This window comes from Leptolyngbya sp. Heron Island J, from assembly GCF_000482245.1.
Classification (GTDB): Bacteria; Cyanobacteriota; Cyanobacteriia; order Phormidesmidales; family Phormidesmidaceae; genus Leptothoe.
Window position 1 is genome coordinate 13,035 of sequence record NZ_AWNH01000071.1, and the last position, 25,400, is coordinate 38,434.

General features: G+C 48.5%; 16 protein-coding genes. 9 read left to right on the top strand and 7 right to left on the bottom strand.

The window, feature by feature from the left end:
- Positions 1-57: 57 nt before the first annotated feature.
- Positions 58-1,338 carry a phosphoribosylamine--glycine ligase gene (gene purD, locus N836_RS59395; RefSeq protein ID WP_023074323.1) on the top strand — a complete coding sequence of 427 codons (1,281 nt, stop codon included), beginning with the start codon at positions 58-60 and terminating at the stop codon, positions 1,336-1,338.
- 192 nt (positions 1,339-1,530) lie between these two features.
- Complete coding sequence (gene nblS, locus N836_RS59400; protein WP_023074324.1) at positions 1,531-3,531, top strand: two-component system sensor histidine kinase NblS; 2,001 nt, start codon at positions 1,531-1,533, stop codon at positions 3,529-3,531.
- Here the strand turns inward: nblS and N836_RS59405 are convergent.
- Positions 3,509-3,904, bottom strand: a complete 396-nt coding sequence (locus N836_RS59405) for a helix-turn-helix domain-containing protein (RefSeq protein WP_023074325.1) — start codon at positions 3,902-3,904, stop codon at positions 3,509-3,511. The two genes, nblS and N836_RS59405, sit on opposite strands and share 23 nt — an antisense overlap.
- Before the next feature lie 425 nt (positions 3,905-4,329).
- Between N836_RS59405 and N836_RS73600 the strand changes: the two genes are divergently transcribed.
- The 5 genes from N836_RS73600 (at position 4,330) to N836_RS59430 (ending at position 15,689) form a co-directional block, all read left to right on the top strand.
- Positions 4,330-6,753: an alpha/beta fold hydrolase gene (locus N836_RS73600; RefSeq protein WP_023074326.1), complete on the top strand. Its 2,424-nt coding sequence runs from the start codon at positions 4,330-4,332 to the stop codon at positions 6,751-6,753.
- A 540-nt stretch (positions 6,754-7,293) separates the two neighbouring features.
- Positions 7,294-9,240, top strand: a complete 1,947-nt coding sequence (locus tag N836_RS59415; protein WP_023074328.1) for an AMP-dependent synthetase/ligase — start codon at positions 7,294-7,296, stop codon at positions 9,238-9,240.
- Between the two features lie 99 nt (positions 9,241-9,339).
- Entirely contained in the window at positions 9,340-11,712 is a 2,373-nt protein-coding gene (locus tag N836_RS59420) for a 3-hydroxyacyl-CoA dehydrogenase/enoyl-CoA hydratase family protein (RefSeq protein WP_023074329.1), read from the top strand.
- 206 nt (positions 11,713-11,918) lie between these two features.
- Complete coding sequence (locus N836_RS59425) at positions 11,919-13,100, top strand: acetyl-CoA C-acyltransferase (protein ID WP_023074330.1); 1,182 nt, start codon at positions 11,919-11,921, stop codon at positions 13,098-13,100.
- Between the two features lie 147 nt (positions 13,101-13,247).
- On the top strand, positions 13,248-15,689 hold the full coding sequence (locus N836_RS59430; protein WP_023074331.1) for an acyl-CoA dehydrogenase: 2,442 nt from the start codon (positions 13,248-13,250) through the stop codon (positions 15,687-15,689).
- Between the two features lie 392 nt (positions 15,690-16,081).
- Here the strand turns inward: N836_RS59430 and N836_RS59440 are convergent, their stop codons facing one another.
- The 3 genes from N836_RS59440 to N836_RS73605 form a co-directional block, all read right to left on the bottom strand.
- Positions 16,082-16,612 carry a hypothetical protein gene (locus N836_RS59440; protein ID WP_023074333.1) on the bottom strand — a complete coding sequence of 177 codons (531 nt, stop codon included), beginning with the start codon at positions 16,610-16,612 and terminating at the stop codon, positions 16,082-16,084.
- 136 nt (positions 16,613-16,748) lie between these two features.
- Positions 16,749-17,216 (bottom strand): MarR family winged helix-turn-helix transcriptional regulator, encoded by a 468-nt coding sequence (locus N836_RS59445; protein WP_023074334.1) that lies wholly within the window; start codon positions 17,214-17,216, stop codon positions 16,749-16,751.
- Between the two features lie 248 nt (positions 17,217-17,464).
- The gene (locus tag N836_RS73605; RefSeq protein ID WP_152532209.1) at positions 17,465-19,387 is read right to left on the bottom strand and encodes an ATP-binding protein; all 1,923 of its coding nucleotides are present in this window, start codon (positions 19,385-19,387) and stop codon (positions 17,465-17,467) included.
- A gap of 425 nt (positions 19,388-19,812) precedes the next feature.
- Between N836_RS73605 and N836_RS59450 the strand changes: the two genes are divergently transcribed.
- On the top strand, positions 19,813-20,742 hold the full coding sequence (locus tag N836_RS59450) for an integron integrase (protein WP_442785777.1): 930 nt from the start codon (positions 19,813-19,815) through the stop codon (positions 20,740-20,742).
- Between the two features lie 550 nt (positions 20,743-21,292).
- Here the strand turns inward: N836_RS59450 and N836_RS59460 are convergent.
- From N836_RS59460 to N836_RS59470, 3 genes are read right to left on the bottom strand one after another with little or no spacing between them, the layout of a single operon-like run.
- A complete protein-coding gene (locus N836_RS59460) occupies positions 21,293-22,138 on the bottom strand; it encodes a hypothetical protein (protein ID WP_023074339.1) in 846 nt (281 codons plus the stop codon).
- 15 nt (positions 22,139-22,153) lie between these two features.
- Positions 22,154-22,528: a hypothetical protein gene (locus N836_RS59465; protein WP_023074340.1), complete on the bottom strand. Its 375-nt coding sequence runs from the start codon at positions 22,526-22,528 to the stop codon at positions 22,154-22,156.
- Positions 22,529-22,542: 14 nt separating this feature from the next.
- The gene (locus tag N836_RS59470) at positions 22,543-23,406 is read right to left on the bottom strand and encodes a hypothetical protein (RefSeq protein WP_023074341.1); all 864 of its coding nucleotides are present in this window, start codon (positions 23,404-23,406) and stop codon (positions 22,543-22,545) included.
- Positions 23,407-23,729: 323 nt separating this feature from the next.
- Here N836_RS59470 and N836_RS59475 point away from each other — a divergent pair, with 323 nt between their 5' ends.
- Positions 23,730-25,331: a hypothetical protein gene (locus N836_RS59475; protein WP_023074342.1), complete on the top strand. Its 1,602-nt coding sequence runs from the start codon at positions 23,730-23,732 to the stop codon at positions 25,329-25,331.
- The last annotated feature ends 69 nt before the right edge of the window (positions 25,332-25,400 follow it).

Below are 25,400 nucleotides of genomic sequence, written 5' to 3' on the forward strand. Positions count from 1 at the left end.
CAATACACCCATGACGTGGGAGAATGAAGCCCGTTTATTTTGTCAGGACAAAACGCTGTGAAGGCCATTGTAATTGGTAGTGGTGGGCGCGAACACGCCATGGCATGGACATTGTTACAGTCACCCAAGGTGACTGCAGTGGTGTGTGTGCCAGGGAACGGTGGTACGGCTACGCTGCCCGGCTGTAGTAATTTGGCCATGTCTGTTGATGATGTGGAGGGGATTGCTCGTTTTTGTCTGGTGCAAAATATTGGTTTAGTGGCAATTGGGCCAGAGCAGCCGTTGGCTGATGGGGTGGCAGATGGCCTTAAGGCTCAAGGGATTACGGTATTTGGTCCTGGCCAAGACGGTGCCCAACTGGAATCTAGTAAGGCCTGGGCGAAGGCGCTAATGCAGGAAGCTGGGGTGCCCACAGCGGCGAGTGCTGTGTTTAATAATGGTGAGGAGGCAACGGCCTATGTGGAAGCTCAGGGAGCTCCTATTGTGATCAAAGCTGATGGCCTGGCGGCTGGTAAAGGGGTGACGGTGGCGATGACCCTGGCAGAGGCTAAGGATGCGATCGCCAACATCTTTAGCGGTCAGTTTGGCACAGCTGGTAGCCAGGTTGTCATTGAAGAATTTCTAGCTGGTCAAGAAGCATCGGTGCTGGCGGTTACCGATGGCCTGACAATTCGTCCTCTACTGCCGGCCCAGGACCATAAACAGATTGGTGACGGTGATACTGGCCCTAACACGGGAGGCATGGGGGCTTATGCCCCCACTCCAGTTGTCCCCCCGGCACTGATGGAGCGCATTCAAATAGAAATCCTAGAACCGACGGTACAGGCGCTGCGAAATCGAGGTATTGACTACCGGGGAGTGGTTTACGCAGGGCTGATGATTACCCCCGAAGGGGACCCCAAAGTGATTGAGTTTAACTGTCGTTTTGGTGATCCCGAAACCCAGGTAGTGCTGCCATTGTTAAATACGCCTTTAGAGCAGATTATGCTGGCCTGCTGTGAGCAGCGGTTAGAAGACTTGCCCCCCTTTGAGTGGAAGTCGGGCTATGCGGCTTGTGTGGTGATGGCTGCTGAAGGCTACCCCGATAAATATCCTAAAGGAATGGTCATTGACGGTATTGAGGCAGCTTATGATACCGGCGCTATGGTGTTTCATGCCGGTACTCAGCTTGAGAAAGGGGTGCTCCAATCCAACGGCGGTCGGGTTTTAGGAGTGACGGCCCTGGGTGATGGCTTTGAAACTGCGATCGCAAATGCCTATAGTGCGATCGCAGCCATTCAGTTTGATAATGCTTACTATCGCCGAGATATTGGCCATCGGGTTAGGGATCAGTTTTGAGGCATGAATTTTGAATAATGAGTCGGGATTTGCCGAGGCTCTTAACCTGCTGGGATTTTGGTTACCCTGAACTTAACCCTAAGCACTTAACGTTCAAACCTATCTACAGCCAAACTCTATTGCCCATTCCTGAGCCCATTGCCCATTTGGGGATTCATGTCACAATAGCGTTGAGCGGGTTATGTAGTTTGAATGGTTGAGCTGTTTCAAAAAATTCGGACCCTGATTGCCGACTGGTGGAAAGACTTTACCCTCCAGACTCGGCTGATGGCAGCGGCCACCTTGGTTGTGTCTCTGATTATGAGCAGCCTGACATTTTGGGCGGTGAATACAATTCAGATGGATGCGCGTTTAAACGACACCCGATTTGGCCGTGATTTAGGCTTGCTACTGGCGTCCAATACGGCTCCTCTGGTTGAATCCCAGCAGCTGGATGAGCTGGCCTTGTTCTCACGGCGCTTTATGGAGAGCACATCGAGCATTCGCTACATGCTCTATGCCAATCCAGATGGTTCCATTTTCTTTGGCATTCCCTACTCTGATTCGGCGGTCCAAAACTCTCTGACCCTCAGCCGCCGCATGCAGCTCCCCGAAAACTACCTCACGAGTGTTGATCTGCCCATGGTGCGGCAGCATCTAACCCCGGCGGGTGAAGTCACTGATGTTTTTGTGCCGCTCAAATCGAAGGAGCACTATCTTGGCGTTCTAGCATTAGGGATTAATCCTAATCCAACGGTCGTAGCCTCTTCCCACCTTACCCGTGACGTCACCATTGCAGTGTTTGTCTGTATTTGGGTGATGGTGATTTTAGGGGCTGTGTTTAATGCTTTGACCATTACTCAGCCAATTAAAGAACTGCTAACTGGGGTCAAAAATATTGCGGCGGGTAATTTTAAGCAACGGATTGATCTCTCCCGTGGTGGTGATGAGCTGGGTGAGCTGATCCAAAGCTTTAACTACATGGCAGAACGGTTGGAACGCTATGAAGAACAAAACATCGAGGAACTAACGGCTGAAAAAGCCAAATTAGAACGTCTTGTTTCTACGATTGTCGACGGCGCTATTTTGATCGATGCCAACATGGAGGTGGTGTTAGCCAATACGGCGGCTAGTCGTATTTTTGGGTGGGATGCACACCTGCCGCCCGATGGTAATGTGTTGCAGCATTTGCCCACTGAAGTGAGGATACAAATGACGCGACCGCTATACCAGGCGGCTAAGGGTGATTCCTCAGAAAGTCAAGAGTTTCGCATTGCCCTGACTGAACCTAGCAGTCGTACGATTCGTGTCCTGTTAAATTCTGTTCTAGACCAGTCGGGAGCAACCGTTAAGGGGATTGCTCTCACCATTCAGGATATTACCCGTGAAGTGGCGCTCAATGCGGCTAAAAGTCAGTTTATTAGTAATATTTCCCACGAGCTGCGGACACCGCTATTTAACATCAAATCGTTTATTGAAACTCTCTATGAGTATGGGGATGATCTATCTGACCGGGAGCGGCGGGAGTTTCTAGAAACTGCCAATAATGAAACCGATCGGTTGACACGTTTGGTGAATGACGTGTTGGATCTCTCACGGTTGGAGTCTAATCGTCGCTATCAGTTCTCGGCATTAGATATTCATCAGCCGATTGAACAAACCCTGCGTACCTATCAGCTCAATGCCAAGGATAAGGGGATTGAGCTAATTCAGGAGATTGAGGAAGGGTTACCGCCGGTATTGGGTAATTACGATCTAATGCTGCAGGTGTTTGGCAATTTGGTGGGCAATGGTCTGAAGTTTTCTACGGCAGGTGGCTGCGTTGCGATTCGGGCCTATCGGGCTCCATCCACTGTTGAGCACCTGGACTTTGCAGGCAATGTCCGTATCGAGATCTCCGATACGGGGATTGGCATTGGGCCTGAAGACCAAGAGGCGATTTTTGATCGCTTCTATCGGGTAGAAAACCGTGTTCATACCTTGGAGGGGACTGGACTGGGGTTGTCTATTGTCAAAAATATTATTGCTAAGCACAGCAGTAAAATGTACCTGGTCAGTGAGGTGGGCCTCGGGACTACGTTTTGGTTTGATTTAGCGGTCTATGAGGCACCGCATTCAACGCCAGCAGTCGAAGCAGCTGTGGCAGATCAAGGCCAAGAAGAGGGTGCGATCGCACCCGTCGCCGCTCAGGCTACACCAAAGGAGTCAACCTAGCCCACCAGTGGGATAAGGATGACCAGACTCCCTGGTCGCGGATAGAAAAGTCAGATGAATTTAACCATTTAGGATTAATCGCTGCAGGCTTGACTGCGATTCCGTCGGCAATTGCTCTGCTGTCTAATCCTAAGGATTGAGCATATCTTTGCAGAAATCCCTTGACGTAGATTGCTTCGGGGAGCTGCACCCAGCTGCCTGTTTCAATGGCTTGCAATTGTTGAGGCTGAATATGGGTGCGCTTAGCTACCTGCTGTAATGACAACCCCTGGCGTGTGCGGATGGCCTTTAAATATCGCCCCACTTTCATCAACTGACGCTCTCGATAGTCCACACCCTGATGGTTTTCTACTGCCTTAGGAAAAACGCTCATCACTTTACAAATGGATACAACACACCTGGGAGTAGTGTATTGATCCCACTTTTCTGAATCAAGACAGTCCCATACTCTTTTTGCACCATAGAGTGTCTTCAGCAGCAGCAGTGATATTGCATCAAAGGCACTCTTGAGCTGATGGCCAATGGATCAATGACTGATTTAGTCAGGATTTCAGCATCTGGACTGGCTTACGTCTCAAGGCTCCATTGCTTTGATTACAATCAAGACTAGGCGTAAATACGTACAATTTATTAGCAAAGCATGACAAAAATAATCCGAGTACTCTAGGCGTAATTGCTGAGGGTAGCCATCGCCGCGATATATTAAACACCCTATCAATCTGAGTCAAACTACCAGTGGTTATTCCATAATCAAAGCAGGAGAGGAGTGGACAAGGATTCTTGTCTATGAGGTTTGTTATGGCCTTTTTTCCCTCTTCGGTACAGCAAGTATTGCAACAACGAGTTTCGCAGCTATGGCAGCGCCGACGCCTGCCGCAGTTAGCCCAGCGTACCTGTGAGCTATATCTCGATGCTCAGGGACCCAGGGCTCAAACCCACTGTCGAGAGATTTTGCAAACTCAGGTAAAGCTCGATTCTCAGAGCTTACAGCGATTTTTTCGCACAGAGATTGGTGAGTCACTGTTAGACAGACTCAGCCAGCTCATTGAGCTGCCCAATGATGCTGCAGGCCGTCACGCACTTGTTCAGCGCATTACCAAAGCGGACCAGCTGTCGATTATGAGTTTGCTATATCAGATTGCTGGTAATTTGCGGACCGATCGTCTGTTGGAGACAGCCCAGCAAATTGATCTGCTGCTCCAGACCACTGATCAGCTGTTGACTCTGCTTAAAACACTGATGTTGCAGGAATCCGTGGAACAGGAAGTACCTGCCGTTGATCCTCGGTTGCCGGGTCCCTGGGGGATACGCCAAAAAGTATTGCATTTACAGCGGCGCTCTCTACAGCCATTTCAGGTTTTTCTCTATGAACCTGTGGGCGATGTGGCCTGTCCTGTGCCCGTGGTGGTGATCTCCCATGGATTGGCAGCTAATCCCCAGGCCATGACTCACTATGCCAAGCATCTCGTTTCCCATGGTTATCTAGTGGCTGTTCCTCAACATCCAGGCAGCGACACCCATCAGGTGCAGAGCCTGCTGACGGGGAGTGTTGATGAGATTTTCTCACTACAGGAATTTTTTGCGCGTCCCCATGATGTCAGTGCTCTTTTAGATGAATTAGAACGTCGTAATGGCCGTGAGTATGATGGCCATCTAAATCTGACCGATGTAGGTATCCTGGGCGAATCATTTGGAGGCTATACAGCTTTAGCTTTAGCTGGTGCCACTATTGATTTTGAGGCTTTAGCTCAACGCTGCGAAAGCGTATCCGATAGTCTCAATGTGTCGTTGTTATTGCAGTGTCGAGCCCTGTCCCTATCGCCGACGGTTAAACCACTTCAAGATCCTCGAATCAAAGCAATTTTTGCGGTTAATCCCATTGGCAGCGGTCTGTTTGGAGCCGAAGGGCTGGCCTCCGTCACAATTCCTACAGTGATTGCCACTGGAAGTAGTGATAAAACTGCACCGATGGCGTTAGAGCCCTTGCAGATGTTCCCACAGCTGGCTAGTCAGGAACGATTTTTAGCTGTCATTCGCGGTAAATCCCATGTGCATGACCTGAGCAAATTGTTGTCTTCTTTGAAACTTGCTAATCAGAGCGATTTGCCCACCTTGAAGCTCTCGCCACCCATTATTGATAGTTACCTTTGCGGATTAAGTATTCTATTTTTTAAGCAACATTTGCAGCAACCAGACACCGCCAGTCTAGCGCTGTCTGCCTATTCCCGTTCTATTAGCCAGGCACCTTACGATTTGCATCTTATTAGTGCTAAATCTGCTCCTGCTTTACAGCCTGTTCTCAATGATTTTCAGCAGCGTCTGGCCCAGCTCAAATGGCAAACCATTACCGCCCAGTATCAAGATGGTCTATTTACAGCGGCTGATGGCTTAAGTCTCTACTACCAAAGCTGGTTACCGACATCGACTGTGAGGGCAACGGTGATTTTGCTGCATGGATTAGGGGGACACAGCGGCCTATTTCAAAATGTTGTCAAAGCCCTATTGCCTGAAGGGTACGCCCTTTACGGATATGACCTTCGAGGACATGGACGCTCCCCAGGCCAGCGGGGTCATATTAATCGATGGTCAGAGTATCGCAATGATCTGGCTTATTTGATTGCTATGGTGCAACAACAACATCCAACGGTTCCCTGTTTCTTAATATCCCATAGTTTAGGTAGCATTGTTGCCCTGGAATATGTGCTACACAGACAGATGAATCTAGGAGAATCCCACAGTACACCCTATCCAAAAATAAACGGTATTGTCGTGGCATCGCCTCCCTTTGGGAACCATGCCACCACTGACTTGCGGTTAAAGATTGGCCAACTTTTATCCTTGAGCTGGCCAAGATTTTCCATGTCCTTAGGATTAGGCCATATTCTGCCATCGCGAGATCGCTCGATTGTCTTGGCCTATGCCCATGATCCACTTAGACACCAGCGAGGCACGGCCCGATTGGCGACAGAGTTTATCAAAACAATCAAGTTTCTCCGTACTCATAAAACATATCTGACACTGCCGCTCCTTATCCTCCATGGTATGGCCGATAAAGTTGCTGATCCGAGCGTGAGCCAAGAGTTCTTTGAAGGGCTGCCCCAGAGGAATAAAACCTTTATCAGTTATGAAGGGGCCTACCATGAACTCTATAACGAAATTAATCAGACGGAGATTATGAAGGATATTAATAATTGGCTAGAAGATCATGTCAAAACAAATTAATGTTGGATTTCAATAACTATTAGATAAGGTCTTAATATTACAGCCATATTAAGACAACGCCTGTCTCATGGGCGATCCCACTATAATAGATGTATCGAAAGCTCAGCTAAACCAGCTAAGCTTACTTAAACAGCTTAGTTCACGAAAATCATATTGCTTAGTTAATTAGCTGAATGCTTGGCTTTAGGTTGCTATTTATCTGGTTACTTTTTCTTGTTATTAAATAGTTTACCTGAGTCATAGCCTGATGAGAAGTTACGACTTTAATCCCGTAAATGACTCCTATATTGGGTCTTTTTTCATGGATGTTTTTATATAGAAAATGCCATTTGACATGCGGGTGAGGCTGAGACTGATTGATGAGCGCTCTGAGTAGATTACCTATGGCTGTAGCCAGTAGTGGGCCGATGGTTCTGCCTTTATCCACTCTTCTCTGTTCCAGACAGGACTGTAGGACTGCTTGAGTAATTGCTCTGGGGTGATATCGATGGGATTCTCCAATTTGTTGAGGCAGAGAGCTGTGGTGCTCTCTTTAGGTAAATGGTTGATCGATGCCCTCTGTGCTGTTTGTTGTATGTTGCGCCAGCAACTAAGGGAGCTGTCCAACTTCACTACACCATTCCTGACTTATTGGATATGGGCTGTGCCTATGCTCCTATGCCTGTGCTACATCAGTGGACTGTCCATGGATGGAAAGCCTACACCTACAGTGAGTTTCGCACAGCTGCAGAAGAGCTGGCGCTGGGTCTGAATTCTGAAAGACTAACCTGGGCGAATGATGACCATGAGTTAGCGCGAATTGGCTTGCTGCTAGAGAGCGATATCCATTGGGCGTTAGTAGATATGGCAGGTGCGATCGCGCATCTAGTTACTGTGCCCATTGATAAGGGGCAGCCTGCAGATACTATCGGCTGGATAGTTGCCGATGCTGACCTGAAGGCCTTAGTTGTCTCTACCTGGAAAACGCTAAAGCGCTTTTATCATCAGGTACAGCAGGTCAAGCTGATAATTGTTGTCGAGGAGGCTTCACCGCCTGTCTGGGCATTATCACAGCCTGAAATTAAGACACTCACAGAGATTCGTCGTCAGGGACACCGGCTCTATTCGGCTGAGGCCATTCAAGCTTTGAGGCAGCAGCTTCATCCCGATGATTTAACCACCATTGTCTATAATCCCGATGCTAGCGGTCATGTCAAAGGGACGATGTTAAGTCACCGCAGTCTGACCGGCAATATTTGGGCAGCGTTTAGCAGCATGCCAGGGCTGATGCCAGGCACACCGGAAGTCGCCCTATCGTTTTTACCCCTGAACCATATTTTTGCTAGAGCCTTTCTCTACGGTCATTTTGGCTTTGGTCACCATATTTATTTCTCGTCGCCCAAACGGGTCTTCTCTCATTTGGCGACTGTTAAGCCGACTATTTTTATCACGGTGCCACGGCTGTTAGAAAAAGTCTATGAACGGGTTAATAGCCTGCGGCAACAGTCTCAGGGGCTCAAACAGTACTGGCTAAACTGGGGGTGGCATCTGGCTCATCGCGCCGATCTTCGGCGCGATGGCTGGCGTCGTCTCCGACCCTGGTTACTTGGTCATAGCGTTTTTAACACGTTGCGTCGGGCCTTTGGGGGGAATATGCGCTATCTCCTGTGTGGTGGAGCGGCGTTGCGGTCGGAAATTATGACCTTTTTTAATGGCATTGGCATCCCGGTTAAGCAGGGCTATGGCCTGACGGAGACAAGCTCTGTCTTGACCTATACTCGCGATCGCTGGCTGCGCTCGGGGACGGTTGGGGTGCCCATCCCTGGTGTCGAAATGCGGCTGGCGGCTGATGGTGAAGTTCTGGCGCACAGCCCTTACACAATGACAGGGTATCACCATGATCCAGAGGCTACCGATGCCGTAATTGACGCCGATGGCTGGTTCCATACCGGGGACTTAGGGGAATTTTCGGTGGATGGGCTGCTGACGCTCCACGGCTGTAAGAAGGAGTTATTTAAGCTGTCCACGGGCAAGTATGTCGCTCCTGCCGCCATTGAGGCACAGTTAGAAAAGTCACCCTTCGTAAAACGTGCCTTGCTGGTGGGGCCAGGGCAGAAGTTTTGTGGCGTGTTAATGGTGCCTGAGGTGAGAACGCTAAAGCAGTCTCTGCAGTCTCAAGGTGACAGTTGGGCTAGTCGGGAGCTGCCGTTAGAGGAGTTGTCGGATGCTGGAGGGGGGGCTGATGTAGTGCGATCGCACTATCAAACCCTCATCGATCAGATCAACAGTCAATTGCCAAGCTGGTCAACCATTAAGCGGTTTGCTTTGGTCAATGAAAAAGCAGGCACCAGCCGTCAGCAGCGTTATCAGCTTTACGCTCAGGAGGTTGAATCCCTTTATCAAGAGGCTGAGCCAGGCAGGCAGGTGCGGCCCAGCAGGTTTTCTCGTTTGTACCAGCGGTGGAGGCGTTGGGGTAACTGGTACCGCCATGACCAGCGGATGGCTTGATTTGGTCTTGTTGGGTTGTGTGAGGCCTAACCCAACCTAGGTTCTGTTTTTTGTGGGCGAGGCCCACCCCATATTTACCTTCTTTTGAGGAGATCCACCATGACTTTTCTTCCTTTCAAAACGGCTGCTGTGCTAGGGGCTGGCATTATGGGTACTCAGATTGCCGCTCATTTGGCTAATGCAGGGCTACAGGTGTTGTTGATGGATTTGCCTGCTCCTGAGGGTAACAAAAATGCAGTGGTAGAAGGTGCCTTTAAGAAGGCAAAAAAGCTATCACCGCCCATATTGTTCACGCCTGATGCTGGGCATCGGATTGAGCTAGGTAACTATCATGAACACTTTGCTCGTCTAAGTCAGGTGGATTGGATCATTGAGGCTGTGGTTGAGCGGTTGGATATTAAGCAACAGCTGATGGCTCGACTAGAGCAGGTAGTGCGTTCAGATGCTGTAATTTCCACCAATACCAGCGGTTTACCTATTGCACAGATCGCAGAGGGACGTGCCTTAGACTTTCGGCAGCGGTTTTTAGGAACTCACTTCTTTAACCCGCCTCGCTACTTAAAATTGTTGGAGCTAATTCCCACAGAAGATACTGATCCAAAAGTTGTACAACTGATAGAGTGGTTTGGTCGTAGCTATCTCGGCAAAGGGGTTGTTGTTGCCAAAGATACTCCCAACTTTATTGCCAATCGCATTGGTTTGTTTTCAACCTTTCTCGGTATCCATGCCCTGACTGACGAGGGGTACTCTATTGAAGAGGTGGATACATTGACAGGCACATTAGTAGGGCGGCCAAAATCGGCCACGTTTAGAACAGCAGACCTGGTGGGTCTAGACACTCTGCTCCATGTGGCTGAGAATATTTATCCAGCCATTCCCCACGATGAGCAAAAGGAAATGTTTAAACTACCGTCTTTGCTAAAGACTTTAGTGAAGACCGGCTCACGGGGAGCTAAGTCGGGACAAGGATTTTATAAAAAGGTAGGTAAAGAGATTCTCTCGGTGAATCCCAAAACCTTTACTTATGAACTGCCACGCCAATCTGATTTACCTGAGCTGGAAACGGTTACCCCCATATCTCAACTTATCGATCGAGTCAGGGCGCTCTACGCCTTGCCTGACCGGGCGGGCGATTTTTTCCGAAAACACACGATCGCCCTATTGAGCTACAGCGCCTGTCGGCTACCAGAAATTGCCGATAGCCCTGTGGATGTTGACCGGGCGATGCGCTGGGGGTTTGGCTGGCAGCTAGGTCCGTTTGAACTATGGGATGCCATTGGGTTTCACAAAATACTCTACGACATGCAGGCGGTCAATTTGCAGGTGCCGGAGTGGGTTAGCGAAATGGCCGCTACAGGTGAAGGGCACTTTTATCGCAGTCCCCACGGTGTTCCCAGTAATTTGCTGATGGCCAATGCCGTGCTGGGGCCGATGGGGGCACAATCGGTGACACAGCCTGCGGATGAGCTGCATCTACCGCTGATTAAAACTGCAAAGAGTAAGGTGTGGGAGAACCCAGAAGCGGCTTTGTTTGATATGGGTGATGGGGTTGTGCTCTACGAGTTTCGCTCTAAAGGGAATACCCTGAGCACGGCTGTTGTCGATGGGTTGCAGACGGTCTTAGATTTGTTGGCTCAAGACGATCGCTACCGCGGGTTGGTCATTGGTAACAACAGTGCTCATTTCTGCGGTGGTGCCAACCTGGTAGAAATGGCGACGGCTGCCCAGACAGGTAACTGGCAGATGATTGCTGATTTGTTGGTCAAATTTCAGACGCTGCTGCAGCGCGTGCGATACTTTCATAAGCCAATTGTGGCAGCTGTGCAGGGACGGGCCTTGGGGGGTGGCTGCGAGCTGGTGATGGCCTGTCCCCACGTGGTGGCAGCAGCTGAGAGCTATATCGGCCTGGTGGAACTGAGTGTGGGGCTAATCCCCGGTGCGACGGGCACAACACGCATGGCTAAATGGGCGTCCCAGCAGGCTGTTAGTGGATCTGTTCAACACATTCAGCCTTTTTTGAACCACGTGTTTAAGACGGTGGCCACGGCAACTGTGGCAGGCAGTGCCTATGAGGCAATTACACTGGGCTTTTTGCCAGCCAACACTCACATTGTGATGAACAATGACCAGCGTCTTTATATCGCTAAAGAAAAGGTGCTGTGTCTGGACCGGGCAGGGTATCGTCCTCCTGTTCATGACAGTTTCTGGGTGTTGGGTCAGCAGGGACGGGCTGTGCTTGATCACATGGCCTACACCATGCAGCAGGGCGGTTTTGCCAGTGACTATGATCGGTTCCTGGCGGGACAGCTGGCCTATGTGATGACGGGAGGGCAGTTGACGGCCCCGGCCCGAGTGTCTGAGGAGTATTTATTGGGGCTGGAGCAGGAGGTCTTTTTGCCGTTGTTGCAACAGAAAAAGACACAGGAAAGGATTGTGCATTTGTTGAAAACGAAGAAACCGTTGCGTAATTGATGATTTGAAGGTGTTTTTTGGGGCGGCTGGATTGTTTGTTGTTGCTTTGAGATTGATTGGAGATTGATTGGGGATTGATCCAGACTGTTGGATTTTGTGATTTTGGTTTGGTTGAGAATTTGTCGGAGTTTTGTGGTTTTGATTAGTTGGAGGGTGTTTGGTTTTGTGGCTCAACCCAACCTACGTTTCATTTTTTGGAGAACATTATGCAAGACACTTATATTGTTGCGAGTGTGCGGACGGCGGTTGGGAAGGCTCCGCGCGGGGCTCTTCGTCATATGCGACCGGATGATATGGCGGCAGCGGTGGTGCGTGGTGCGATCGCAAAACTCCCGACTCTATCCCCAGACCACATCGAGGATGTGATCATGGGCTGTGCCATGCCTGAGGCAGAACAGGGGTATAACCTGGGCCGGGTAGTTGCCCATCGGGCTGGTCTGCCACCTGCTGTACCGGGGATGACGGTCAATCGGCTGTGTTCGTCGGGTTTGCAAACCATTGCCATGGCTCACCAGGCGATTAGTCTGGGGCAGGCGGATGTCATGGTGGCGGGGGGAGCGGAGTCCATGAGCCTGATTCCCATGGGGGGAGATCGTTGGAGTCCTAATCCGGTCATGATGGCTGAAACGCCTCAGGTTTATGTGTCGATGGGGCTGACGGCTGAAAATGTGGCGCAGCAGTTTGAGATTTCGCGCTCAGATCAGGATGCTTTTGCTTTGCGATCGCACCACAATGCCCTCAATGCGATCAAATCTGGTCGCTTCAATGACGAAATTATGCCCCTAACCGTGACGGAAACGGTTTACAAAGACGGCGATGTCCACACCGATGAGACCCAATTTGCCATTGATGAAGGCCCCAGGACCGACACTAGCCTGGAAGCGCTAGCAGCCTTACCGCCTGTTTTCCGTCGTGGTGGTAGCGTCACAGCCGGTAACTCCTCCCAGATGTCGGACGGAGCAGCCGCGACCATTCTGATGAGCGCCGCCAAAGTGCAGGAGCTAAATCTGACTCCCATGGCCCGGTTGCTAGGGTTTGCGGTGGCTGGTGTACCGCCTCAAATTATGGGCATTGGCCCGGTGGAAGCAGTACCCAAAGTGCTAGAGCAGGTCGGCCTCAGTCTGAAGGATATTGGCCTGATCGAGTTAAACGAAGCCTTTGCTTCCCAGTGCCTGGCGGTAATTCGGAAGTTGGGTTTGAACCAGGACATCATCAATGTGAATGGAGGTGCGATCGCACTGGGCCATCCCCTCGGCTGCAGTGGTGCGAAACTAACAGCAACATTGCTCCATGAAATGAAACGCCGCCAGATCCGTTACGGTATGGTCACCATGTGCGTTGGGGGTGGTATGGGGGCTGCCGGTGTGTTTGAAAATTTGTTGCTCTAATTCATAGAGAGTGACAAAACAAGATTAGGCTTAAGAAGCATAGGGTGATGTTTGTTACCAATAGTGCTTAAACAAAATTACAGATTCTTCTTCATGGCGCTGTAGGGGCATTCCATGGAACGCCCCTACAAGTCGGGGTAAATAATTATGGCTCTCTTGACCGTTGGTTTAATTGTTGGCTTATTCGGCCTGTTTGTTGTGCTGGCATATATGAACGTGCCAATACTGGCTTGGTTTGCCTATGGTGCCTTAGTGTTGGGCGTTGTCCAAGCTCCGGTTTGGCTATGGTGTCTGTTTGGCATGATAGCCATTGTTTTTAACGTGCCGTTTATTCGCCAGGTGGCAATTACAGCACCCATTGTTAAAGCAATCCGATTCTTTAAGCTGTTGCCAGCCATCTCAGATACAGAGCGGGCCGCCATTGAAGCAGGTACCGTGTGGGTGGATGGCGAGCTATTTTCCGGCAAACCCAACTTTAAGCGGATTCTCGCCGAGCCCTACCCTGCGCTTAGCCCTGCAGAACAAGCGTTTGTCGATGGCCCAGTGGAGCAGGTATGTCGCATGGCCACGGACTGGGAGATTCACCAGCGCAAGGATTTACCCCCAAACGTGTGGGCCTATCTGCGGCAGGAACGCTTCTTTGGCATGATGATTCCGTCGGAGTACGGCGGTCGCGGCTTTTCCAATACAGCCTATAGTGCGGTGATGACCAAGCTGGCATCGCGATCCTTTACCCACACGGCGACAGTAGGGGTAACCAACTCTCTCGGCCCAGCTAAGTTGCTGCTGCGCTACGGTACTCCTGAGCAAAAGCAGCGCTATCTACCGAAACTGGCTACGGGTGAAGAAATGCCCTGCTTTGCCCTGACTGAACCAACGGCGGGGTCCGATGCGGCCAGTTTGCAGTCCAGCGGTACGGTGTTTAAGGGCAAAGACGGTGAGCTGTATCTGCGGTTGAACTGGCAGAAGCGATACATAACCTTGGGTGCGATCGCAACCCTTATCGGTCTAGCTGTTCGCCTCCGCGACCCCGATCATCTCCTGGGCCAGGGCACCGATGTCGGCATCACCTGTGTGCTAGTACCTGCAGACACTCCCGGTGTGCAGCTGGGTCGCCGTCACGACCCCATGGGCGTACCCTTCTACAACTCTCCTATCGCTGGTCGAAATGTAGTGCTACCCGCTAGCCAGATTATTGGTGGTATAGAACAGGCTGGCAAAGGTTGGACCATGCTAATGCAAAGTCTCGCTGCTGGTCGCGGTATTAGCTTCCCGGCCACCGCTACAGGTGTGGCGAAGCTAGTCTCACGGGTGACCAGTGCCTACAGTATAGTGCGAGAACAGTTTGGCCTATCCATTGGCAAGTTTGAAGGTGTCGAAGAACCCTTAGCCCGGATTGGTGGTCTTACCTATCTAATGGATGCAGCCCGGCTATATACCTGCGGTGCTGTGGATCAAGGTGAACAGCCTGCAGTAGTATCTGCCATTGCCAAGTATCAGTTTACCGAGCTGTCCCGCCACATCATCAATGACGGTATGGACATTCTTGGCGGTGCCGGTATCTGCCGTGGTCCTCGCAATCTGTTGGCCAACATTTACACAGCTACCCCCATCCCGATCACTGTCGAAGGAGCGAATATTCTTACCCGCAGTTTGATCATTTATGGTCAGGGTGCAATTCGTTGTCACAGTTATATTGTGGATGAAATTGCCGCTTTAGAAGACAACAATGTTGCCGCCTTTGACTATGCCTTTTGGCGACATGTGGGGCTGATGTTGCGGAATCTCACCCGTGCCAAGGTCTTGGGCTGGACCCATGGGCATGTGGTGAAGTCTCCTGTGCGAGGAGAAACGGCTCGCTACTATCAGAAACTAGCCTGGGCCTCTGCTACCTTTGCCGCCCTGTCAGATCTTGCCATGCTTACCTATGGCGGTCGTCTCAAGCGCCATGAGAAAATCACCGGGCGTTTTGCCGATATGCTCTCCTGGATGTATCTGGCGACAGCGACGCTGCGTCGGTTTGAGGCAGAGGGACGGCGAGAAGCTGATTTACCTCTGGTGCACTGGGCGATGAACCATAGCCTGGGTCAGGTACAACACGCTTTAGAAGGTCTGTTGGCAAATCTCAACATACCTGTGTTGGGCAGTCTCATGCGGGCGACTACGCTGCCCTGGTTCCGGTTAAACCCCATTGGTGTGATTCCTACTGATGCGCAGGGCCATGCGGTGGCTCAGTTACTCCAGTCTCCTGATGGACGTAATCATCTGACGAGAGGTGTACATGTGCCTACTGATGCGAAGCAGGCGCTGGGACGTTTGGAGCGTGCGTATCAGCTGTCAATTGTGGCGATGCCAATATTTAAGAAAATCAAAACGGCGTTGCGCAATGGTCAACTGAATATTACTCCACCTGTAGGTCGGGTAGAAGCGGCTCTGCGAGCTGGGGTGATTACGGGGGCAGAATCGGACCTAGCGACAACGGCAGAACGGGCGCAGCTAGATGCGATTCAGGTGGATTCGTTTACTTTGGCTGAGTATCAGCGCATCGGCAAAGAATATATTGAAGAGGAAATAGCAGAGGCTGAATAGTGGTCGTTTCTGATCTTTTGCTAGGTTTAGCGATCGCGTGGAAAAGGAAATTTCTGCTTGACACGTCCACGGCTTCATCATTCTTCTTCAAGTGACTTAATTTCAGCAATACTAGCTGGATTCACCACTCAGTTGGCCATAGCAACTTGCTCCAATGTTCTGTGACAAACCCTGAAAATCCGGCTTCATATGCTGTGAAAATGTCTGAGCAAGGATATAGAGAGTTTAATTGCTTGGCCCGTGCGTCAGGTGGAAGCCACAGTTTGTCATCTTTTAACAACAGCTCCTTCCACAGAGCTAACAACAGAATAGGTTCGCCTGTGAACATCAATGCCAACAAAGATCTTTTTGTCTTTGTTGCAATCAGCATTAGAGGATACAGCCAATAATATTTAATTATTAGCATTGGTTGGGATTTGTTTTGTATTTGGTCGTCTTCCCCAAGGTTTCAGCACAGAGATACCGATAATCACTGTAAGCAAGAGAACCTGTACTAAAGTTCCGACTAAAACTCCCTTAGCATCAAAGGTGTAGATAGGATTAGTAAACGCTTGTAACCCTTCTTGAGCGGAAATATCTTCGGCCGCGTTTCCCCAAGGGAAAAGCCAGAAAGTGCCAAATATTACTAGTCCAGTGGTCAAAAACCACTTAGAGATTACCCAGTAGAACTTAGTGAATCCAAAATTAGTAGTCCAACAGAGTAGCGTCGCTGTCAGCACTGAACCAATTGCAGCGGGAATCACGATGTAGTCATCGAGTAAGGTGATCGCTGAATTGATTGCATAAAGCGCATCTGCATTGACAGCTTTTGTGTTGCGAAGTGACAACAAGAACATGCTCAAAACGGCTCCAGTCCAAAGTGCTGCAAATCCTATGTGAGCAGATAAGATCCAGGTTTTTTGCTTGATACTTGCTTTTGGCATGGGTTCCTCCAAGAAAATCTTTAGGGTCAAGCGACTTCTGGCTTTGATTGATTGGCGAAAAACCAGATACTTAATATATTAATAGTTAATGTATTAAGTATTTTCCAAAATGGCAACCCCAGGAGGTTAATTTTTCCTACATCATATTGTCCATTACTCGATCCAGTAACGCTGAAAGACTCTCCTGTTCTGCCTTTGAGAAGCCCTCGGTGGCTTGATTAATCGTTTCCGCACCAATAGGTGGAAGAGTTTTCATTAACTGTTTGCCTTCATCGGTTAGCCAAATACGAACGATCCGGCGATCTCTAGGATCACGCTCTCGATAAACAAGGTTACGACTCTCCATTCGGTCAACGACTCCAGTTAGTGTTGCCCCAAGCTGTTTAAGTTTGTCTGCAATCCCAGAGGTTGACAGTCCATCCTCTTCCCATAAACAACATAGAACCAGGTAGTGAAATGGGGTTAGCTTATATGGCTCTAGCCGCTCTAGAAAATCTCGATACATTAATTGAGATATTAGTTTGACTTTGTACCCTATGTTGTAGGGAGCAAGGGCATGATGCCATTGCTCAAGAAACTTGGCTTTTGAAAAAGAATCAGGCATTACGCTCGAAATTTGCCCCCAAGTCAAATAGTTAACGCATTAACTATTCTATGCCGAATATCTCTCCGCCAACTTCGAATTCAATACTCTACTACTTAGCAGTACAACCAGCATCACCGGGCCGCCGTGAATGATGCTCTATTTTAATTGAATTTGCGGCTCCGGTGCATGCGCTTGCTCTGCCACTTTTCTACTGGAATTTTCACCTTTTCATTCAGAGTACGATTCCATTTCTTGTAGATAGGTTGTTAGCCCTCGCTAATAGGATCCACTATCGGTATAGCAAAGGCATTGCAGACTGTCTGAAGCGTAGCGAACAACGTTCTGAAATCATCAAACTCATCGTCATCTAAGGACTCACAATTCTCAGCAAAAGCCATTTTGTTGCCACAAACTTCGAATACATCGGTCCCAAGAATTCCATCTCCCTTTAGTCCATTAGAAGAAAGAATGTGGTTTCGAAAATAGTGTTCGATTGAAAGATATCGATGATTGATATTTGATTCTGTAACAAACTCTTCTCGCCCTGGAACTATTGGTAATAGGATTCCCCATACGGAAGCCGTGCGATGTTTTCGATAAGATGCTGTAATGCTCCAATCCTCAAACGCTTCCTTTTTTAGCCCTTTGAACTGAGCATTTCCTTTTTGATCATTATCGAACAGCCCAATGATTGCTCGTTCACTCGTTGTGGCTAAGAACTCAATGTTTCGACGCAATTGCTCTGCGCCGCCATCGCGTTTATCCTGATCAGCTTCTATGCCAGCAGTTTGAATATCGAACGGTGGTTCTGATCCTGTTCCGTATAACTTTTGCCACGCCACCCGCAGGATTTTTTTATCGCTGCGCCCCTCAACAACCAGCAACGGACGATGGGAATGCAACACAGCCGATTGCACTGATTCTCTGTAACGTATTGTTTCCTGGAATGCTGCGTAAGCAGAATCAAACTCGCTGAATTCCTCGACGGCAATTGGTTGTCCGTTTGGCATGCTAATGATTTGGGCTGAGTTCGGGGCAAATGCATCCTGTAGCCCAAGAAGAAACAGTGGTGAGTGTGTCGTAATAAGGAACTGCACACGTTCAAACATACGCAACAACTTTGGCAAGACCTTCCGTTGTAGATCAAGATGTAGATGGGTGTCTATCTCGTCAATAACAACAATGCCTGCCACATTTTGGATTGTCGAAAATGTGGCACCACTTCTATCGAAATCAAATAAGATTGTTGCAAACAGTGCAAATAAAGAACTTTCTCCGGATGACAGCGAGAAGATATTCTGAATGGTCTTCTTTTTCCCATTTCCAAACGTGATACTAATACCGATTTGGCGGTGGTGCTTATTTCCTATGACCAATTGCACCTGACTTTGCTCGTCAGCAAATATCAGCTTCAATATGTCAATGATCGCCTTGATTATTTGAGAATTAGGTCCATCAACATCCTGGCGCATCATCACGATCTCAGCTGGAGTGGGCGGTTCCTGGATATTTACCGGCACATTCTGAACTTCCGTAGTCAACTTGTCGAGTAGAACATTAAGTAACCAATCGCATGTCGCGGCAACTCGCCGTTGACAGAAAATTAGGCGCTCCGATAACCCTTTGATATTTTGACGTTGCTCAAATGTGGCATTACCGGAGAGATTTGTTTCGTTTAACCACGCAGGTTTTTCAAAGCGATTCGGCGGAAAATACAGTACGCAGCCGTCGGAAAATGCTTTCTTGACTACCGAAATATTTGCAGCAGTATTATCTGGGATTGGAATCTGTCTATAGTGGCTATCCTCTGACAGGGGGATCTGATTCCAAGACTCGAATGCCGGACAGTGACCTAGCTCTGCTTCAAATTTCTCCCGAGACCGATCGAGCACCCATTCTTCTATTTCAATGCCATCCGTGAACTGAACGAGAGTATGGTAATAATTTTGACCTTGATGAATGAACTGCCGACTTCGCAGACGATACACTTTACCTTTCTCAATTTCTGCATCATCAAAAACGCCAGCCTTCGTAACAACCATTCCATTCACGATCGTGGAGACTACCGTCGATTTACCTGAACCGTTTCCACCTACGAAGCATACCGGCATTGGTCGATCGTTGATAAACGGAAGTTCTCTTTCAAGATTGGGTACTGGTCCCGTGTACTGGATGGAAACTCGTTTCAAATACAATTGACAGAACTCCTTCCTCTAAGCCATGTGTACCAGCCGACATCGTACATTTAGAGGGAATAGTGTGACAAGGGTTCGTATCAACGTGGTTACTACAAACTTAAAATGACTGACGAACAAGATGGGTTTACGCAGTCATTAGCCTTTGTTGCGGTAGAACTTGTAATTCAGCAGCAGATCTGCGTGATAACACCCCTATTCATAGAACTTATACCGAATTTTTGCCATATAACTCCGGGAATCCAAGGTGTTATCCAGCACTTTTGACAGTTAAGTATGGGAAATAGGAATCTTATCCAGTACTTTTGACAGATAAGCACCCCTATGAGGGAGTTATACAGCATTTGCCATGGCACCACCCAAGCCGCCGCGCTTGCTAGATCAAGTTAGGGAAGTCTCTCGCTTAAAGCATTTCAGCCTTGCAACTGAAATCTTATATCCACTACATTCGAGATTTCATCCTGTTTCATAACAAGCGACATCCAAAGGATATGGGAGTGCCTGAAATTAGGACTTACCTATCCCATCTAGCGATTCACCGTAATGTGGCGGCATCAACTCAAACCGTTGCTTTAAGTGCCCTGCTGTTTTTGTATCGTCAGGTTCTAAATATAGAGCTACCGTACATAGACGATATTGAACGAGCTAGACGACCTCAGCGCTTACCGGTTGTATTTACCCGCTCAGAAGTAAAGCGAATTTTAACTAACCTAGACGGCATCCAACATCTGATAGTCCGTCTGCTTTACGGAACGGTCATGCGCTTGATGGCAGGGCTACGCCTACGTGTCAAGGACCTGGATTTTGATTACTACCAAATCACAGTACAAGATGGCAAAGGTCAGAAAGATCGTCGCACCATGTTACCCAATTCACTAGTTAATCCATTACAACAACAGTTACAAAAAGCTAAAAGCTTCCATGAACAAGACTTAGCGCTGGGTTATGGCACAGTAGAGCTGCCCTATGCGCTTGCGCGCAAATATCCTAACGCCCACAGCGAGTGGAAATGGCAATTTGTGTTTCCCTCCTGGAAGCGTTCCATCGATCCCCGTACGAAGATTGTGAGAAGACATCATGTGTATAAACAATCTATACAGCGGGCAGTAAAACAGGCTATTCAGCGTACTGGTATCACTAAACATGGTGGCTGTCATACGTTTCGCCATAGCTTTGCCACCCATCTCTTGGAAGATGGCTATGATATCCGAACCGTACAAGAGCTGTTAGGCCACAAGGATGTAAAAACAAACCACGATTTATACTCACGTGCTAAATTGCGGTGGACGGGGTGTGCGGAGTCCATGCCGTATTTAGCGGTTTTCCATGATGCATACCAAAAAGTGTGACCTAATGGCCACGGTTCACCCGTGAAAAATTAACTCAGCACCTCAAAAATGCTGGGTTTTCGGGTGTCAACCCAGCCTACAGCGATGAGCGATCGCACTCAACAACATAATCTCGATCAAACTTATCAAAAGAGAGAGGAATAGTAGAGATCATCCCACTGATTTACTATTATTCCGTTGTCGATTAGGACGTAACTTTTTACTAAAGAATTGAATGAGAATATCTGCAAAATACCAAGTCACAAGAAATGCTAGGCATTCGAGTGAAAAGCTGTGAAACTTATAGAACAACTCTGCAATCAGCAATGAAACAGTAATTGCAGGGACTTGTTCACTCAGTAATTGGCGAAAAGATAGTGCTCGAATCAGGGTATACATAGCCACCTCTTGAATCGTACATATAAGGTGTGTAAGGGGGATATTTCAGTCTTTTTCTCTTGATTTTCTAACTCTGCAACAAAAATGTGAGGATCTCATGAAGAAACAAAACAAACTGGCAAGATAGTAATGTCCTACGGTTCAGCATAACTTCGTTGCCATACTAGAGATTTTAGTCGACCACCGGCGGCGGACATAAATCGGGGCAGTCATTACGGATGGGTTCGTTTCGATCGTTCAAGGCCGGATCAGTGAGGAATTCCACTGGATGAATCTCGTTCCAGCCATGATCTAGATCAATTACCCAACGGCCAGTTACCGCTATGCAAGTGTTAGCCTGGATTGCTTCAAATTCATCTCCTGCGCCGCTGATAGTATCAATGAGATAACCCACTAGATGACCAATCAGAGCGCCGATGTAGGCTCCCAGGTAGGCAACAGCAGCAGCAATCAGAAAGGCAAGAATCACGCAGAGAAAGATAAAAGGGCCGCAGAACGCTGATGCAGCCAGTAGTGGTACGAGGACTGCTATGCTAATCGCAGCACCAATCGCAGCACCAATCATTGCACCAATGCATCCGGTTGTTTTAATAGCCGAATCAATTTCGCAGTGCAATAGGCCACGATTCTCGTCATTACAGCGTGGGTGCGTCGCATTATCAAAGACAAAACGGATATGGGCTCCGATGGGAATGAGGTCCCAAACAAAGTCAGGATCCCATAAAAAGGGAGCAAACCACACCCTGAAAAAATTTGTCCGGCCTGGATTGACGACTAATCCGGATGCACATATTTCCTCCTGATGTGCCTGCAATCGACCAAAAAACCGGGCCAGGCAGTATCCCCAAATGGCACCTGTAACCAGAATCCCGCCATTCCATGCTCCACCCAGAATCAGACTGCCTGTAATCGCTGAAGCGGCAGCCCCAGCGATCAGTCCTCCAAGTCCGCCGAGGCCGATGGCCGACTGGGCCGATCGGGCGTCGAGCAGTGGCTTGTCTCTGCAATTACCATTCATAATTAGCCCCTCCTATTAATTAGAAGTCATTGGGAGGATGTCGGCGCGATCGCATAGCCAGCAGAGGAAAAAGCCCACAGCAAATCCCAACATAGCCGCAACAATGTACCAGGGTAGGACTCCCACCAATACGATCACCCCAGCTGAGCTGATCAAGCCTGCCAGGCCACCAAGGATAAGTCCCAGTAGGGCAAAGGCTCCTAGGAGCTGCTCCGTGCGAGATAGCCCAACAAACAAGAAGGCTATGATACCGAGCACGATACCGAACAGAAGACCTACCATCAGGATGCTCCCAACGGGCTCGGCCAACTTCATGCCTGCATGGGCCATATACCCACTAACGCCGCCAGCAGTGAGCCCGATGAGTCCACATGTTATATGTTCACCCATTGCAGTACCTCCTCTCAGATGATCTGGATATAGTAGGTCACCCCACCAACCAGTGTTTCTGGCCCGTCAAGTGTCGGCAGTGCGTAGGCCGTCAAGTGGGAGATGTGGTTAACTCCAACCGGCACCGTGTCAGGGACATTCAAACCCAATCCCGACAGATGACCGTCAATGATATGGGATAGGGAATCAGGGAGTTCCCCTACCGGCAGAAAGTCATCAAAACGACCAATGACAATTTCGCTTTGGGGGAACCACTTCTCAGGACCTTCCTCTAAAATCAGAACCTTTATAAACCGCATGCCACTAAAGGGATTCCAGATCGGAAAAATCGGGCTTGAGCTGTTGCCCGGTTCCTGCATGTCGACGCGGACGATGTGCCAGCCTTGATTGTTGATGGTGTTTACATCATGGGGGTGTGATACTCTCGCCAGGAACGCTACGCTGGTGGTGGGGTTAACCCAGACGGTGTTTACAGTTTGAGCTGCTCCAGGTGGAATATTGACCAACGACTGTGATAAAGGAATGTGTGTTAGTCCCACCACTATCCCACCGATGCCAAAGGGCGCGAAGAAAAGCTCGACCCTAGTGTTGTGAGCCACAACGTCGGCTGAGCAGTTACGAACATCCACCTCAATTCTGTAAGAGCTACCTTCCTCAAGGCCAAAGGTAGAGCGAACGAAACCTCCTGTACCAACGTCAAAAAGGCGGATATTGATATTTTCCCACTTGATTTGTTCTGGGCTGGCTGTAAGTTCATCCTGTGAGTAAATACAGGGATCGGGCTTGCGCACTATGTTCTCAGGAACATTTATACATTTCGGATAGCGTTCCTTTACAGGAGGATTTTTCAATCGACAAATTTTCTGGAGTAGCGTCATAGTAAGACCCTCCTTGCGCATCGTTTCTAGATTGCCTATCTAGTGGTGGCTAGCAAAAGTCTGCAGCGATGCGTGATGCAATTTTTAAGTTTTTGGTCGATAAACCAGCACTTTGCTCAGGCAGGACACGCCAGCCTGTTTATCGTCTCTTAACTCTACGACAAAAAGATGAGGATCTTATGGGAAAATCAAAGAAACTACCAGGATACGGTGAAATTAATTGAGCCATAGGAAACGCCTTTTTTGTTTTGATGTGTGCTTATACCTGTTTTAGGCATCGGTCCCGTTGTTATGTATTCCCCTCACAAATGGGATAAATTGCTATGACTGATGCCGATCACTTTAATTTAGAACAAATTTCTCCAGAAAGAGACTTAAAGTCTTTATCTCAGTCAGATGTACAAAAGACTGATGAACTTTCCGAGGACCTGACTATCAGTCAATGTATGCGCCAGATTCAAGCCAAACTTGAGAAACAGGAATTACATCCCAAAGTTCAAGAAGAGCTTGCCATGCATTTGGTTATGTTGCAGGATGATCAATATAAGGACTGTCATGACACACTTAAGATGACGTCCTTAGCTCTGGTCAATAGCAACCTAATTCCATCTCAAGACTCTCATGGCCAGCAGGAAGCCCAGCCCAAAAATCTGGTGTTTGCTGAAGAAATACGAAAACGGATCAAACTGTCTAAAGGTCAGGAGAGTCCCTATCACAAGTTAGTTGCCGGGTTAAAAATGTTTTTATTCTGGTGTGTGCTGGTGCCTGTTGTCGGTATTGGCATGCCGTTTGTCATCCGAAACTTATTTGCAGGTTCTGGTGCGTTTAGCAGTATTGCTAAACAACAAAATATTTTACTAACCGATGTAAGTGAACAGCTTGAGCCTGTGAGCACTTATATTACTGAGGAAGATGTTCAACAGTCCCGACTCATTGCTTATTCAGCCTCTGTTAACCAAAGTGTTCAGAAACTGCTGGAACAAAGTAGTGTAGCTACGTTAACTGATAATCAACTTGAGACATTAAAGACATCTACAGCGACGCTGACAATGCTGCAGCAAACAATTGAATCAGCGGCCAATATTTCGGCAGAGCAGCGTACAAGTATTACGCAACAACTACAGGTGATCAATACTTTAATTACTCCAGCAACGTCCACGACCTCTGCTGCCGAACTAAAACAGCTGGTTTCAGTACCCGTTTCTGCCTCAGCTACACCTGCAGAACTCACACGACGATTAACCAGCATTACTCAGGAAATTGATCGTCTAGTGGCACAAAGTGATTTATATCGTGAACTACGCCTCAGGCAAGATGAGTATCAGACGATTCTTAATTCAGAGACAAATCGAGAAACATCCGGAGATGCGGGTGAACAAATCAATCGTTTAGGGCAAATCCAGACTAGGATTGCTAATGTAACAGCTCAATTGGCTGGAGAATTGCCCGCAACCCAGGCAACTGGAGCTAATGCAACGATAGAGGCCAATGGTGAAATTAGTGAGGGGTCTAGTCCAGTAATTTCTCCTCAGACGCAACTATTGGCTAGATCCCTGAATATCAACTTGCCTCAAATCGGTCTGGTTGTTGCGTTTGGTGCTCTGGGAAGTGTGGTTAGCATTATCGTTCGCTCTCAAGAAATTATTGAACGGGCTGAAACGGAGAAGAAAGATTTGAAGATTGTTGGGTTATCACGACCGTTTGTTGGTATGGCCTTTGCGATCTTTGTATTTGCCATCATTGAATCGGGTGTGCTGGGTAACTTTATCCAGCTGAAAGGGGCAGATTCTGTGCAGAATACTCACCTGTATATTGCGATCGCGTTTTTAGCAGGCTTTAGCGAAAGTCTGGTGCTGGGTGTCGTTGCCCGAACGGAAAGTTCTTTTCATCCTGGTAATGCCAGTCCGATCAGCCGGATAAAATAATGGCTGACTTGGGTTAAGTTTAGTCGACAAGACTGAATGCGTGATAGGTACTATGGGTATGTACTTCTT

Bases quoted from the DNA above. Each gene is read 5' to 3' on its own strand.
- N836_RS59445 (WP_023074334.1), bottom strand. From the start codon at position 17,216: ATGCCTGATTCTTTTTCAAAAGCCAAGTTTCTTGAGCAATGGCATCAT.
- N836_RS59415 (WP_023074328.1), top strand. From the start codon at position 7,294: ATGGTTGATCGATGCCCTCTGTGCTGTTTGTTGTATGTTGCGCCAGCA.
- N836_RS59405 (WP_023074325.1), bottom strand. From the start codon at position 3,904: ATGAGCGTTTTTCCTAAGGCAGTAGAAAACCATCAGGGTGTGGACTAT.
- nblS (WP_023074324.1), top strand. From the start codon at position 1,531: ATGGTTGAGCTGTTTCAAAAAATTCGGACCCTGATTGCCGACTGGTGG.
- N836_RS59475 (WP_023074342.1), top strand. From the start codon at position 23,730: ATGACTGATGCCGATCACTTTAATTTAGAACAAATTTCTCCAGAAAGA.
- N836_RS59470 (WP_023074341.1), bottom strand. From the start codon at position 23,406: ATGACGCTACTCCAGAAAATTTGTCGATTGAAAAATCCTCCTGTAAAG.
- N836_RS59430 (WP_023074331.1), top strand. From the start codon at position 13,248: ATGGCTCTCTTGACCGTTGGTTTAATTGTTGGCTTATTCGGCCTGTTT.
- N836_RS59420 (WP_023074329.1), top strand. From the start codon at position 9,340: ATGACTTTTCTTCCTTTCAAAACGGCTGCTGTGCTAGGGGCTGGCATT.
- N836_RS59460 (WP_023074339.1), bottom strand. From the start codon at position 22,138: ATGAATGGTAATTGCAGAGACAAGCCACTGCTCGACGCCCGATCGGCC.
- N836_RS73600 (WP_023074326.1), top strand. From the start codon at position 4,330: ATGGCCTTTTTTCCCTCTTCGGTACAGCAAGTATTGCAACAACGAGTT.
- N836_RS59440 (WP_023074333.1), bottom strand. From the start codon at position 16,612: ATGCCAAAAGCAAGTATCAAGCAAAAAACCTGGATCTTATCTGCTCAC.
- N836_RS59425 (WP_023074330.1), top strand. From the start codon at position 11,919: ATGCAAGACACTTATATTGTTGCGAGTGTGCGGACGGCGGTTGGGAAG.
- N836_RS59465 (WP_023074340.1), bottom strand. From the start codon at position 22,528: ATGGGTGAACATATAACATGTGGACTCATCGGGCTCACTGCTGGCGGC.